The 13,731-nt window shown below is 48.7% G+C and carries 13 protein-coding genes and 1 pseudogene; 10 read left to right on the top strand and 4 right to left on the bottom strand.

All coding sequences use genetic code 11. The features are described from left to right. Window positions 1-2 precede the first annotated feature (2 nt). The 7 genes from ACJAZW_RS13465 (at window position 3) to hflX (ending at window position 8,493) form a co-directional block, all read left to right on the top strand. On the top strand, window positions 3-98 hold the full coding sequence (locus ACJAZW_RS13465; protein WP_415158955.1) for a helix-turn-helix domain-containing protein: 96 nt from the start codon (window positions 3-5) through the stop codon (window positions 96-98). Window positions 99-220: 122 nt separating this feature from the next. Next, window positions 221-2,488 (top strand): ATP-binding protein, encoded by a 2,268-nt coding sequence (locus tag ACJAZW_RS13460; protein ID WP_415158953.1) that lies wholly within the window; start codon window positions 221-223, stop codon window positions 2,486-2,488. Further along, the gene (locus ACJAZW_RS13455) at window positions 2,489-3,868 is read left to right on the top strand and encodes a sigma-54-dependent transcriptional regulator (RefSeq protein WP_415158951.1); all 1,380 of its coding nucleotides are present in this window, start codon (window positions 2,489-2,491) and stop codon (window positions 3,866-3,868) included. A 23-nt stretch (window positions 3,869-3,891) separates the two neighbouring features. Then, on the top strand, window positions 3,892-5,268 hold the full coding sequence (gene trkA / locus ACJAZW_RS13450) for a Trk system potassium transporter TrkA (RefSeq protein WP_415158949.1): 1,377 nt from the start codon (window positions 3,892-3,894) through the stop codon (window positions 5,266-5,268). An 8-nt stretch (window positions 5,269-5,276) separates the two neighbouring features. Further along, entirely contained in the window at window positions 5,277-6,695 is a 1,419-nt protein-coding gene (locus tag ACJAZW_RS13445) for a hypothetical protein (RefSeq protein ID WP_415158947.1), read from the top strand. Window positions 6,696-6,859: 164 nt separating this feature from the next. Continuing rightward, window positions 6,860-7,108 (top strand): RNA chaperone Hfq, encoded by a 249-nt coding sequence (gene hfq / locus ACJAZW_RS13440; RefSeq protein ID WP_415158945.1) that lies wholly within the window; start codon window positions 6,860-6,862, stop codon window positions 7,106-7,108. 119 nt (window positions 7,109-7,227) lie between these two features. Beyond that, window positions 7,228-8,493 carry a GTPase HflX gene (gene hflX / locus ACJAZW_RS13435; RefSeq protein ID WP_415158943.1) on the top strand — a complete coding sequence of 422 codons (1,266 nt, stop codon included), beginning with the start codon at window positions 7,228-7,230 and terminating at the stop codon, window positions 8,491-8,493. 26 nt (window positions 8,494-8,519) lie between these two features. Here hflX and mazG read toward each other — a convergent pair whose 3' ends face one another. The 4 genes from mazG to ACJAZW_RS13415 all read right to left on the bottom strand — a co-directional run bounded on the left by mazG (window position 8,520) and on the right by ACJAZW_RS13415 (window position 12,293). Continuing rightward, a complete protein-coding gene (gene mazG / locus ACJAZW_RS13430) occupies window positions 8,520-9,332 on the bottom strand; it encodes a nucleoside triphosphate pyrophosphohydrolase (protein ID WP_415158941.1) in 813 nt (270 codons plus the stop codon). Continuing rightward, complete coding sequence (locus ACJAZW_RS13425) at window positions 9,329-9,778, bottom strand: DUF1801 domain-containing protein (RefSeq protein ID WP_415158939.1); 450 nt, start codon at window positions 9,776-9,778, stop codon at window positions 9,329-9,331. The genes mazG and ACJAZW_RS13425 overlap by 4 nt, the downstream gene beginning before the upstream one ends. A gap of 152 nt (window positions 9,779-9,930) precedes the next feature. After that, window positions 9,931-10,920 (bottom strand): zinc transporter ZntB, encoded by a 990-nt coding sequence (locus ACJAZW_RS13420; RefSeq protein WP_415158937.1) that lies wholly within the window; start codon window positions 10,918-10,920, stop codon window positions 9,931-9,933. A 20-nt stretch (window positions 10,921-10,940) separates the two neighbouring features. Then, on the bottom strand, window positions 10,941-12,293 hold the full coding sequence (locus ACJAZW_RS13415) for a mechanosensitive ion channel family protein (RefSeq protein ID WP_415158935.1): 1,353 nt from the start codon (window positions 12,291-12,293) through the stop codon (window positions 10,941-10,943). A gap of 219 nt (window positions 12,294-12,512) precedes the next feature. Here ACJAZW_RS13415 and ACJAZW_RS13410 point away from each other — a divergent pair, with 219 nt between their 5' ends. From ACJAZW_RS13410 to ACJAZW_RS13400, 3 genes and pseudogenes are all read left to right on the top strand, one after another. Then, window positions 12,513-12,794, top strand: coding sequence for a hypothetical protein (locus tag ACJAZW_RS13410; RefSeq protein WP_415158933.1), 282 nt, complete (start codon window positions 12,513-12,515; stop codon window positions 12,792-12,794). Next, on the top strand, window positions 12,791-13,306 hold the full coding sequence (locus ACJAZW_RS13405) for an ATP-dependent zinc protease (protein WP_415158931.1): 516 nt from the start codon (window positions 12,791-12,793) through the stop codon (window positions 13,304-13,306). Before ACJAZW_RS13410 ends, ACJAZW_RS13405 begins: the two co-directional genes overlap by 4 nt. Further along, window positions 13,303-13,731 (top strand): annotated as a pseudogene (locus ACJAZW_RS13400) (30S ribosomal protein S6--L-glutamate ligase); the annotation flags it as partial. The gene ACJAZW_RS13405 and the pseudogene ACJAZW_RS13400, both read left to right, overlap by 4 nt.

Genomic DNA, 13,731 nt, shown 5'->3' with positions numbered 1-13,731 from the left:
AAGTGAAAGCGGCCGAATTGCTCGGCTTGAATCGCAACACATTGCGCAAAAAACTCAATCATCATCGAATTAGGGTCGCCAAAAACGCCAGCCGCTAGTGCTCTGTCACATTTTGGCAACATTTTTGTTGATCACTGCGGCAAATTGGACAAGTCTATCGGACTTGGTGTTACTTTTGTGGCACAGTCCCGAAACTTAAGAATCCTTAGGACTTCCGAGTTTGAGCGAAACAGACGCACCACGCATTCGACAACTTTTTCTGCGGCGAAATCGCTTCTTGCGGTTTCTCGGTGTGGTATTGGTTATTGCAGCCATTGTTTCTGCTACAGGTTCGTTCCTGATTTTAACCGGTTCTACCCCAATCGAGCCCGACCCGTCACTTTGGCCGTTCATTTGGCTGGTCAATGGCATTCTGATCCTATTGGTGATTGCGCTATTGCTCACTGAAGCATATTTGCTGGTGCAGGCTCGGTTGACCAAACAAGCAGGTTCTGGTCTGCACATTCGGCTCGTTTCGATGTTTGCGGTGGCCGCCGCCGTGCCTGCTTTTATTGTTGCTGTGGTGGCAACACTGGCCCTTAACCAGGGACTGGACCATTGGTTTTCGGATCGCTCGCGCGCGATGGTTGAAAGTGCCCAATCGGTCGCAAACTCATATTTGAACGAGCATGCCAATGTTCTGCGCAATGAGATACTAGCGTTGGCGGGCGAATTGGAAAAAATCAACGACGTTTTCATAAATGATCAAGCGAGTTTTACAGATATTTTAACGTCGCTTGCGCAAAGCCGCTCGCTGCCATTTGCCTATATCGTGAACAAACAGCAGGTGATTGTTTTGCGTGCGCGATTACCATCACAAGCCACGCCACCTAGTTTGCCCAGCGACTTAATTGAAGATGTCACGGATGTTAAACCGGAATTCATCAAGCCGGGGCCGCGTAGCAATTCTGTTGGTGCGATCATTAAGCTGAAAGGGTATTCGGACATCTATTTATTTGTGGCGCGTGCGGTCGATCCGCAAGTGCTCGAATATATGCGTATTGCGGAGCAAAATGTTTCGGACTATCGCGAATATGAATCCAACCGTTTAGTGTTTCAAATCACGTTCGCCTTCATGTATGTGGGGCTCGCCTTTGTCGTGCTTTTGGCCGCAGTTTGGTTGGGGATTGCGCTGGCGAACCGTTTGGTTGCGCCAATTCGAAACCTCATGATTGCGTCCACGAAAATTTCTGAGGGTGAATTGGATATACGTGTGCCGGTAAAAGGGGTGAGCGGGGACATGTTCGATCTCTCAAGCCGGTTTAACCGTATGACATCGCAGCTTCGATCCCAACATGGTGCTCTGTTGTCGGCGAATGATACGATTGACCAGCGGCGGCAGTTCACTGAAGCGGTGCTTGAAGGGGTAAGTGCGGGCATCGTTGGATTGGACCCAGATGGGTGCATTACCATCGTCAATGCCAGCGCGGCGTCGATGTTTGAGGTTAAAGCCGAGAAGATTATCGGCAAGCCCATTGGTGAGGTTGTGCCTGCACTGTCCGAATTTGTTGTGAGCGCGATGCACTCGCAGCGGGAGCAAAACCAAGAGCAAGTTGAAATAAAGTCCAAGTTTGGTGAGGAGCGCACCTATCAGGCCAGAATTACGCGGGAGGGAACCAGTGATAATTCAAAAGGCTATGTGATTACTCTTGACGATATTTCGGACCTCATTGCGGCCCAACGAACGAGCGTTTGGGCTGATGTGGCACAACGCATTGCCCACGAGATCAAAAATCCATTGACGCCAATTCAACTGTCCGCAGAACGGTTGCGGCGGCGTTACCGGGATAAGCTGGATGGTGATTTTGAAATATTTGACAAATGTACCGAAACAATCATGCGACAAGTGGGGGATATCGGGCGCATGGTCGATGAATTTTCGACCTTTGCGCGCATGCCTACTGCCAGTCTTACCTCGTCGAACTTGAATGAAACGATCAAACAAGCTGTGTTCTCCGAGGGGGTTCGGCACCCCGAAATACTGATCGAAACGGCGTTGCCAGATGAGAATATTATTTTTGAGTTTGATGAACGCCTCATCTCTCAGGTTTTAACAAACTTAATTAAGAACGCATCTGAATCGCTTGAATCTACACCGAATTTTACCGTAAGTGGTCCTCGGATATTGGTATCTGCAACGGTTTTGACCGATGAAGTTGAGATAAAAGTTGAAGACAATGGGGCCGGATGGCCAAAAGAAAACAGAGCGCGATTGCTCGAACCTTATATGACAACTCGAGGCAAAGGCACGGGTCTTGGGCTGGCGATTGTTTCCAAGATTGTTGAACAACATGGCGGGCAGTTGGAATTACATGATGCCAATGCGGATGAAAACGGTAATGTTGGGGCATGTCTTCGCTTCACGCTGTCACTATCTAACGGGCAAATCGCACCAATAAAAAAACCAAATGAAAATGGCGCTGAGAAAACTCAGACGATGGATGTATAAATGGCACAAGACGTACTGATTGTTGATGATGAAGCAGATATTCGAGAGCTGGTATCGGGGATTTTGGAAGACGAGGGGTACGAGACGCGGCTTGCACATGATGCGGATTCTGCATTGTCGGCGATTGAGGCGAGGCGGCCTGGTTTGGTGTTTTTGGATATTTGGATGCAGGGGTCGCGGCTGGATGGTTTGCAATTGCTTGATGCCATTCAAGAACGTCATAAGGATATCGCCGTTGTCATGATCTCGGGACATGGCAATGTCGAAACGGCGGTTTCGGCCATTCGCCGCGGTGCGTTTGACTATATTGAAAAGCCGTTCAAAATTGATCGGTTGCTGCTGGTGGCGCAACGGGCGCTGGAAAACCGACGGCTAAAAGACGAAGTTGAGGAGTTGCGAATTCGCTCCGGTGCCGACAGTGATGAGTTGGTTGGCATTTCTCCAGCATTCATGAATATCAAAGCGGCATTGGGCAAGTGTGCGGTGACAAATTCACGTGTGTTCCTCACCGGTCCTGCGGGCACGGGCAAAGGGCTGTGCGCACGGCATTTGCATGATTTGTCGCACCGGGCGAGTGGCCCGTTTGTGGCGGTCAACCTTGCCATGTTTGGTGAAGATGAACTCGCAGAAGAGCTGTTTGGGCGTGAAGTTTTGGAAAATGGAACCAAATCCATTCGCGCCGGTGCTTTTGAGCGCGCACATGGGGGTACGCTTTATTTGGCGGAAGTTGAGGTGCTTTCTGCCAGAATGCAAGCGCATCTGCTTCGGGCAATTGTTGAAAATCGATTTGTTCGCTTGGACGGCGAAACCCGCGTGGGGGTGGATGTTCGTATCGTTTCTTCATGTTCTACGAATATTGCTCGGTTGGTGGACGAAGAGCAGTTCCGTGCTGATTTGTTTCATCGGCTTGCTGTCATTCCATTGGCTTTGCCTGCTTTGAAGGAACGACGAGAAGATATTCCGCTGTTGGTCAATCAGCTCACCAAAAATCTGATGCACGTTCATAACCTTAAGTCTTTTAGTGTGGCTGATGATGCGATGGCGGTTCTTCAGGGACAAGATTGGCCCGGCAATGCGCGCCAATTGCGTAATTCACTTGAAAGACTGATCATCTCACTGAATGACAATTTCCCGGCTGACGGGTGTGTAACGGCTGAAATGTTGCCGGCTGACATTGGTGAAGTTCTGCCGTCGGTGGATGAGGGAAGCGACAGCCCGCATTTGATGACATTGCCTTTGCGAGATGCGCGCGAGGTGTTTGAACGTCAATATCTTGTGGCCCAAATTGAGCGATTTGGTGGTAACATCTCGCGTACTGCGGAGTTTGTTGGTATGGAACGAAGCGCACTTCATCGCAAGCTCAAGTCACTTGGTCTGTAAGTAGCCATTTTTAGGGGACATCTATGCGTGTAATCATTAGTGGAGCCGGTCAAGTTGGCTATGGCATTGCCGAGAGATTGGCGATGGAAAACAACGAAGTCACGGTGATCGACAGCAACCCTGAACTGGTTCAACGCGTTCGCGACACGCTGGACGCGCGTGGTGTGCATGGTCACGGCTCTCACCCCGATGTGTTGGCACAAGCGGGTGCACGTGAAGCGGATATGCTTATTGCGGTGACCCAAGTTGATGAGGTGAATATGACCGCCTGTCAGGTTGCGCATTCTATTTTCAACATTCCAACCCGCATCGCCCGAATACGTGCGCAAAGCTATTTAAAATCTGAGTGGAGTGACTTGTTCGCAAGAGACCATCTGCCAATTGATGTCATCATTTCGCCAGAAGTTGAAGTTGGCGACCTGATCCTGCAGCGCATGGCCTATCCTGGGGCTTTGGATCTGGTTTCGTTTGATGATGATCAGGTTTTGGTGATCACGGTGGCGGTAACAGAAGACTGCGCGATCATTGATACGCCATTGTTGCAGCTCACGGAACTGTTTCCCAATCTGGAAGCGACCGTTATGGGGGTTAGGCGCAACGGCGAAATGATTGCGCTTAAATCGAATGATTTTTTGGTTCCTGGCGACGAAGCGATCGTGGCTGTGGGGCGTTCGCAGGTGAACCGCGTGTTGGCCATGTTCGGCAAAGATGCACCATTTCCGAGCAAAGTCGTCATTGGAGGCGCGGGCAATATCGGCCAATATGTGGCGCGCAAACTTGAAGAGTTGGGTGAGGGCATTTCAGTTCGCCTGATCGAAAATAATCGCGATACAGCACAGCGCGCGGCGGAATCCTTGAAAGACGCGATTGTTGTTTATGGTGATGGGCTGCATGAAGACATTATGCACGAAGTTGGCATTCAAAATGCGCAAATGTATTTGGGGCTAACAAATGATGACGAGACCAACATTTTGTCATCTGTTCTGGCAAGCGAGTTGGGTGGCGCGACAACCATCGCGTTGGTCAATCAACCGCAATATCCACGATTTGCAAAGCGCTTGGGCGTGGATGCGTTTTTGAACCCGCGCACCGTCACTGTTTCCAAGATTTTGCGCCATGTGCGCCGCGGCCGGATAAGAGGTGTTTATACCCTTTACAATGGTGACGCGGAACTGCTTGAGGCTGAGGCCCTGGAAACGTCGCCGTTGGTGGGGAAACCGCTCAAAGAATTTGACTTTGGCACAGGCGTTCGCATTGGCGCTATTATTAGGGGCCGGAAGATGATTGTGCCCACGGGGCAAACCCGCGTCGAAGCTGGTGATTTGGTAATTGTGTTTGCGTTGGCAGATTCGGTACGTAAAGTGGAACAGATGTTTCGCGTTAGCATCGATTTCTTTTAGGCCATGTGATGCAAGCGATATTTTCAGTATGTAGTTTGGTTCTGTTTGGCTTTGCGCTTAGTTTGCTGGCGCCATTCGCCGTCGCTGTCATGGGTCAAGATATCGTTTATATTGAGGGGTTTGGCCTCTTGATCATTTCCTACATTTTCCTTTCGCTGGTTGTCATTTTGGCTTTCAATCGCAAAGTGGCACAATTGACCCGCGGCGGCATGTTTGTCATGGCATGTTGCTGCTGGCTGACATTGATTTTCGCCGCCACAATTCCATTTATCATGCTTGAAAACATATCGATTGCTGGGGCGTTTTACGAATCCAGTTCAGCGGCGACAGCGCTTGGTACAACGCTGCTCACACCGGATGCCATAAGCACACCCATGAAGGTATACCGCGCGATCACGGCGTGGTTTGGCGGATTGTTGACCCTTGCCCTGATTGTTTATGTCCTCAGCCCTTATCGGGTTGGCGGTTTGCCGAACCGCGACTTACGGTTCATTTTACACGGCACAGGGACCGAAGGACCACAATTGTTTCGCACGTTGGCGGAAATTGCCTTGCCATATTTCAGTTTAACGCTGATTTGTCTGCTCATCTTGCTGTTTCAAGGTGTTCGGCCGCTTGATGCGGCCTTAGCAGCCGCAGCTGCATTATCAACAAATGGATTTTTGCCCACGCAGTCGGGTGGTTCGGTTTTTAACAACCGGGCGGCAGAAACTACGCTAATTGTCTTCATGATGATCGGCGGCACCAGCATTATTTGGCACCGTATGTTGTTGGCCAGACGGTTTGAATTGTTGTGGCGCGAACACCGTGAAAGCTTTGGCGCAATTTTTATGATCTTGGCTATTGGAGCGTTCTTAGCGCTTTCGACAGGCCTGACCACTGACCGATCGTTTGATTTCGTTCGTCACATTTTTGATGTCACTGCAATCATGACGACAACGGGGATAACCCATCAATCTTCGCAGATATCGAGTGTACCCCTGTTGTTGGCGTACATGCTGGCCTTGGGCGGTGCAACAACATTTTCAACGAGTGGCGGCATTAAACTTTACCGTTTGGGCGTGATGTTGTTCAATTCCATTGCAGAGGCAAGGCAGTTGGTATTCCCAAATGCCATTCTGTCCGGACGCCTTAATGAACGGTTCGGCAAGTCGGGTGCCACAAAGGCAATTTGGAGTTATTTCTTTTTGTTCATCCTCACTCTATGTGTTGGCATTTTGGGCTTTTCCGCGCTTGGGCTAAGTTTTGAGAAGTCGTTTTCTTCGGCGGTTGGTAGTTTGAGCTCAGTTGCAAACCTGGTCGAGGCAGATGCTGTTCGTGGCGAAAATGGTTATTTGATTGGCGGATGGATTGCGCTGGTTGCATTAGCTGGCAAACTCGAGATCCTGGTGGTGTTGGCCGCGATTAGCGATATTCGACAACGATAAGTTTCAAACAGATTGACACTGACACTGCATATGCGTACCCATTTAGGGCGGTGTTTTAATTGACTCTTTGTTCGAACCCAGTTGTTGGAACGAGTTTTAGGATATAATCTTGGTAACAAGAGCGGTAATTATTGCTCGCGTTACCCAAAAAAGAGGCCCCCATAATGCCCAATGAAAAAAGTCAAAACTTGCAAGATTCTTTCCTTAACAATGTCCGGAAAAACAAAATACCCGTGACGATTTTTTTGGTCAATGGTGTGAAGTTGCAAGGCGTTATTACGTGGTTCGACAATTTTTGTTTGTTGTTGCGCCGCGAGTCCCAGTCGCAATTGGTTTACAAACATGCCATTTCGACAATAATGCCTGGTGCTCCAATTCAATTGTTTGACCCAGAGACCAGCGACAAAGGCTAACTGCGCTGTCAGAAAATGACCAAAATTCAAAACAAGTCGGCGTAGAATTCCGCAAAGGAAGCGCTGGCTATATTGACCGTCGTGTTGCTGCAACGCGCGCACTCTTGGTGTGTCCAGATGTGGCACGACAGGCTAGTCGCCGCACAATTGAAGCACGGCTGGAGGAATTTAAGAGCCTCGCCAGCGCGATCAATTTGGAAATTGTGGATGCCCAACCGATCAATGTTCGCGAGGTTAAACCTGCGACCTTCATCGGCGGCGGGCATGTGGATGACCTGCAAAAACAGGTTGAGGAAAACGACATTGCGCTTGTGTTGGTCGATACACAATTATCGCCTGTTCAACAGCGAAACCTTGAGACCCGACTTGGCGCGAAGGTGCTTGACCGCACCGCATTGATCCTGGAAATCTTTGGTGATCGTGCGGCAACGCGTGAAGGTGTGTTGCAGGTTGAGCTGGCGCATCTTAATTATCAAAAAGGTCGTTTGGTGCGGTCTTGGACCCACCTTGAACGCCAACGTGGTGGTCTTGGTTTTGTGGGCGGTCCGGGCGAAACCCAAATCGAATCTGATCGACGATTGTTGCAGGAGCGGGTGACGCTGCTGACCAAGCGACTTGAAAAGGTTCAGCGCACCCGTTTCGAGCAACGCAAAGCCCGGCAGTCTATTCCGTTTCCAATTATTGCACTTGCTGGTTATACAAACGCCGGCAAATCCACTCTTTTCAATGTGTTGACGGGGTCTGATATCAATGCCGAAGATCAATTGTTTGCCACGCTAGATACAACCGTAAGACGCGCAACATTGCCACACAAACGTGAAGTCGTGTTTTCGGATACTGTTGGCTTTATTGCTGATTTGCCGACCGACTTGATTGCTGCATTTCGTGGTACGTTGGAAGAAGTCACCCAGGCGCACATAGTTTTGCATGTGCGTGACGTCGCAAATGAAGATTATTTTGCGCAGGGTCAAGATGTAAATGATGTGCTGTCTGACTTAAATGTAACGACCGAAAATGTGCCATTCATTGAGGTTTGGAACAAAGTTGATATGTTGTCTGAAGAACAGCTTGAACTTCGCCGACGGCACAAAAGCAAATCAATTCCTGTGGTTGAAATCTCCGCTAAAACGGGCGCGGGCATTGACGAATTGCTGGCCACAATTGAAGTAGAACTGGGCAAAACGGGTCGCTTTCAAACTGTGATGTTGCCGCACAGTGCTGCCCATTTGGCGCATTGGCTTTATGAGCATGGTGAGGTGTTAAGCACTGAACCAAATGAGGACAGTAGCGGCATCCGATATGAGGTGCGTGTTTTGAAGGACAAAATGTCGCCGTTTCTGGAGAAATTTAACAAGTTTATCGTGGACCCACTTCAACCTGACTAGGGTCTGAACTCAATTGAGTTCTGACCCTAGGTCGTTTGTTTGTCCGATTGCCTGATTTCAGACCAATATTCTTCCAGCTTTTTAAGCCCAGCATCGGCTGGTGCTATGCCCTCTTGTTTGCACCTTTGCTCCACGTGGTTGAACCGCCTGATGAATTTTTTGTTGGCGTTGGACAGTGCGACTTCGGGGTCTACGTTCAGTTTACGGGCAAGGGATGCCATGGCGAACAGCAAGTCGCCGATTTCTTCTTCAATCCGGTCGTTGTTCTGCATGTTGATTTCGCTGGCAACTTCTTCAGTTTCTTCTCTGACTTTGTCGAGTGCACCTTGGGCGCTTGGCCAATCAAAACCGACACGTGCTGCGCGTTTGGCCAATTTGTTCGCACGGGTTAGTGCGGGCAATGCACGCGGTACATCGTCAAGTATGGAGGGTGTTCTGCCAGCCTCAGATTGTTTTTTTGCGCGTTCAGCCGCCTTTATGTTTTCCCAACTGACGTTCACCGCGTCAGCGCCATCAACTTTTTGTTGTTCAAAAACGTGGGGGTGGCGACGAATGAGTTTTTCACAAATTCCATAGACCACGTCACCAAAGTCGAACTGATCGATTTCTTTGGCCATTTGCGCGTAGTAGATGGGTTGAAACAGCAGGTCGCCGAGTTCAGATTTCAGATCGTCAAAATCCTCACGCTCTATGGCGTCTGCAACTTCGTACGCTTCTTCGATTGTATGTGGTTTTATCGATTGGAAGTTTTGCTTTAAGTCCCAAGGGCAACCATTTTCGGGGTCGCGAAGGCGTCCCATAATTTCAACAAGAACTGCAATATCACGACTTGGTTTCATATCTGGTTTCTTTTGTTTTGGTGGTAGGTCAGCGCCATTGCGATCATGTGCGCGAGTTCCGTTTTTACCACCGATAGGTCAGCGGGCAGCACCACTTCACGTGTGCCGATATAGGTAAAGTCCTTCGGATAGTGGTGGCGAAAACGCTCAATCAAGGATGTGTTGCAATTCACATAAAGGGATATTGTACCCGACGAGTTTTTATCAAAACGTATGGTGGTTCCGGACTTTGGTTTTTGAGTTAGAAAACTGATCTGGTTCCACTTTAGCGCTTCAACGATTTGTCCGCAGCCAGCTGTGTTTGCCCCAACTTGATGAATGAGCGCTCGCAATTGACAAAGAACATCCCGGTGCGCAGTTTGATATTCGCCAATTTTTTGATCAATAATGTCGGACAAATGGGTTTTCGCTTTGATCTTGAGAATTAGGGTCTGAACAACAGACATACTACACGTGCAAACCGAGTGCCAAGTGGATAAAAGCGGTGAACGAGTTGATGGTCGTCTCACCCTTAACTCGAATAAGGTTCTATAACTATCTGATGTCACGCTAAAAATTACTTTTGGAGAATCCGCGGGAGCTAGGTCAGTTGCTAATTTCAGGCGCGGTCTTTTCTTTTCATTCCGAGCAATCCGAGCCTTTTGAATATCAACAATTCTATGACAACGAGAATGAGCAACAGTGCAACAACGATCAAGAATGCAATTGGATTATCGACACCTGGCATGCCGCCAACATTGATGCCTAGCAATCCGGTCAAAAATCCAAGCGGCAGGAATACAGCCGCAACAATTGACAAAAGCAGCATCTGTTTGTTCATGTTTTCGGCGCGTTGATCTGCAATTTGATCATTCACAATCTGGGCGCGATCTCTAATTGCGTCCAAGTCTTCACCCAGTCGCGTAATGCGCTCTGCAGCCTCGCGAATACGGGCGCGATCGCGGTCCCCAATCCAATCAACATCTTCTATTTCCAAAGTGGTTAGGGCGTCTTTTTGAGGCAACAAATACCGACGCAAGACAATCGATTTTCGGCGAATATCTGCCAATTGCTGCCGTGGAAAGAATTCGGATGAATCGAGCATTTCCTCTTCCAAAGCGTCGATATGCTCATTTAGGCCGGCAACGGTGGGTTCGGCACGATCTGCCAGGCGCAATACTAACTTTGCAACGAAATCTCCCGGCGTTGTTGGTGCATGCTTGCGTTCAATGGCGTCGAGCAAATCTTCAATTGCGCTGAGCGGCCGTCGCCAGATGCTGATGACGCGCTTTTCCTCCATCCAAAGCCGAATGGAGACCATGTCTTCTGGATTAGATTCTGGGTGGAGGTTAACACCACGCAGGTTCACAATGACGCCATTGCCATGTGGGGTGCAGCGCGGGCGTGTCTCTTCGGCCAGCAGGGCATCCACAACAACTGAGTAATCGATGTTGTTTTCAAGCCAAGCAGCTCCTGTTTGTGAATCGCGGTGTATATGAATCCAAGTGAAACTGATATCTGCACCATCGATTGGCTTGTCGATTGAGGTCTCGGATGCGCCGCCGTGTCCGTCAAAGGCAAGTACTCTGATTTCAGATATGTCATTCATTTTCGATTCACCGCTTTTCTCTAAATGGATGTGTTTTTAACCAATGTTGCCCCCGGCGGTTGGTGCAAAAATACTTCACGATGCGGGTAGGGGATCGAAATATCATGCTCTTTAAAGGTGTCCCACAAAGCCAAAAAGACATCGCCGCGCACGTTCGTGATGCCGTTCACTGGGTCGTCGATAAAGAACCGCAGCACGAAATCAATCGATGAATCGCCGAATGCTTTGACATGACAGACCGTGGGGAAGTCCGGGTTACCCGTGATGACACGTGCATGAGCAGATGCGGCTTCAGCCGCCAACGCCTTCACTTTATGTGGATCGGAATTATAGCTTACGCCAAACAGGATCTCGATCCTTACATATGGGTCATGGAATGACCAGTTTTGTACCTGTTGGGTAATAAGGTCTTCGTTTGGGATCAAAATTTCTCGACCATCGCGCATTGAAACCGAGGCGTATCTTGCGTTAAGGGAGGTTATCCAACCAAATGTCTCCCCAACTGTGATGACGTCGCCGGGTTTGATGGATTTATCAAGCAACAGGATGATGCCAGACACTAGGTTTGACACAACTTTTTGCAAACCAAAACCAAGGCCAACACCAATGGCACCAGAGATGAATGTTAGAGCGGTCAAATCAATCCCAACGGTGTAGAACCCCGTTATGATTGCAAACATGATAAGAGAAAACCGCAAGAGCTTGCCAATCAGCACCCTAGCGGTCGGCGTTAGGTCTTCAATTGACGTCAGCTGTTTGTCAAGTCTGGCACTAATAAAGCCCGCCAACCAAATCAATACAGTAAAAGCGACAGCACCTTGCAACAATGTCAGCGCAGAAATTCGCAATTCATTAAATTGGACGTTAATTGAATCAAGCAGCAAAATTGCTTGTGGCAAAATTCCAAGCAAACTCAGCGTCACGAGCACCCACCCACCAAGCTCAATGAGGCGCGCGACAGTGCGATTTCTTATGATGCGTGAGGATATTGAAATGACAGCCCATGCCGCGGCCAAGTTGGCAATCAATGTCAAAAAGTAAGAGTGACTGTCCCAGGTAGCTGCGCGCATTGCCAACACGAAGAACCAAAGCAATATTACAAATAATATGATCTTTGTTCGCCTTAGTATAATTGCCGTTGCACGCAGCACAGACGCCCGTAATGTCGTCTTGCGGACCAAATCCTCTAGGGTTGGAATGAGAATACGTGCGCCAATGGTCGCCAGCAAAAAGGAGAGGGCGACGATGGCCAGTTGCATGATACTCCATGATATGCCGCCGCCGCTGACTGATAGGCCAATCGACAACAGAATTTCAAAGATGTTCTCTTGCCAAGCTAAAAACCAGGTTTGTATTTGCTCGAGATCTATCAATTCTACATTCCTAATATCAAATTTCGTTACCAACAACGATTTCACAGTTTGTTGGCCAGACAATCAATCATGCAACGCTAAACGGTTTAGCACAATTTTGTAACGTCATTGCTCTCATTGCAGAGGTAAACTTATTTTATACGGAAATACAAAAAAATACTGGCTATAGCAATAAAATATTGTTATTGGGTGGGAAAGAATGCAATTTCGGATTGAGTGATGGCAAATAGCACGTGTGACATCGATAATATCGCGGACCGATTATCTCGTCTTTATGACGCAGAATTTGGTGGAAAAGAACGGGGTCGATTTCGCATCGCAACCAAACTGGTTCGTCAGATTGCAGGTAAGCGTCGCTTATATGAAGATGACATTTGCTTGCTGGGACGGGCGATGCTCGAACGGGGATATGTATTGATCGACATGGACACTTTTTTCGTGATCCTGAGTGCAAACACCTTTTTGAATTATCGGCGGGTAAATGAAAGCTCCATACATTGAATTTTGCTCATAAATACTTGAAGTTGAATGAAATTGGCTGGCGCGAAAATGTTGGATTGCCCGAACTTGGTTTATCCACATTACGCGCAAAAATTGACACTGGCGCCCGCACTTCGGCACTGCATGCGACGGGCATTGACACGTTCGAACGTGATGGCAGAAAATTTGTTTCGTTTAATGCATCGGGTGACAAGCGATCTGTTATCTTGCGATGCACTTTCCCGATTGCAGACCAACGCGGCATTAAGAATACAAGTGGTGTTCAAGAACAACGAATTGTCATAAACACGATTCTGGTCTTGGGTTCCCGGCATTGGCATGTCGAACTATCGCTCGCGGATCGCGAGAATATGGGGTTTGAACTCATACTTGGCCGAACTGCAATTCGTACGCACAACTTACTGGTTAATCCGGGTCGCTCTTTTCTGGCTGGACCGCCGAAACAACTCGCTCAGAAGCACAAGAATAGTGCCCCTTCCTCAATTGAGGCAACAATGGACTTAAAGACATGAAATTTGTAATGCTGGCGCGCAATGCTGAACTATATACGCACAAGCGCCTAAAAGAGGCGGCCGAAGCTGCGGGACATCAAATGGACATCGTCAACACGTTGCGATGCTACATGAATATCGTTTCGCATCGGCCCGAAGTTTATTACAATGGTGAGAAGTTGCCTCACTACGACGCCGTTATTCCTCGGATCGGTGCGTCAGTTACATTTTATGGTTTGGCCGTCTTGCGGCAGTTTGAAATGATGGGGGTTTATCCTCTTAATGAATCTGTGGCCATTGGCCGGTCACGAGACAAGCTTCGTTCGTTGCAGATTTTGGCCCGTGAAGGTTTAGGGCTGCCGAATACCACATTTGCATATGACCCGAAACAGACTGACGAGCTGATGAGTATTTCTGGCGACGCGCCATTGGTGATCAAACTGCTC

The organism is Maritalea sp. (assembly GCF_047634455.1).
Lineage (GTDB): Bacteria > Pseudomonadota > Alphaproteobacteria > Rhizobiales > Devosiaceae > Maritalea.
This window is presented reverse-complemented; position numbering and strand designations above follow the sequence as displayed.

Coding starts and splice junctions, on each gene's coding strand:
- ACJAZW_RS13455 (WP_415158951.1), top strand. CDS start 2,489: ATGGCACAAGACGTACTGATTGTTGATGATGAAGCAGATATTCGAGAG.
- trkA (WP_415158949.1), top strand. CDS start 3,892: ATGCGTGTAATCATTAGTGGAGCCGGTCAAGTTGGCTATGGCATTGCC.
- ACJAZW_RS13445 (WP_415158947.1), top strand. CDS start 5,277: ATGCAAGCGATATTTTCAGTATGTAGTTTGGTTCTGTTTGGCTTTGCG.
- hfq (WP_415158945.1), top strand. CDS start 6,860: ATGCCCAATGAAAAAAGTCAAAACTTGCAAGATTCTTTCCTTAACAAT.
- mazG (WP_415158941.1), bottom strand. CDS start 9,332: ATGAAACCAAGTCGTGATATTGCAGTTCTTGTTGAAATTATGGGACGC.
- ACJAZW_RS13425 (WP_415158939.1), bottom strand. CDS start 9,778: ATGTCTGTTGTTCAGACCCTAATTCTCAAGATCAAAGCGAAAACCCAT.
- ACJAZW_RS13420 (WP_415158937.1), bottom strand. CDS start 10,920: ATGAATGACATATCTGAAATCAGAGTACTTGCCTTTGACGGACACGGC.
- ACJAZW_RS13410 (WP_415158933.1), top strand. CDS start 12,513: ATGGCAAATAGCACGTGTGACATCGATAATATCGCGGACCGATTATCT.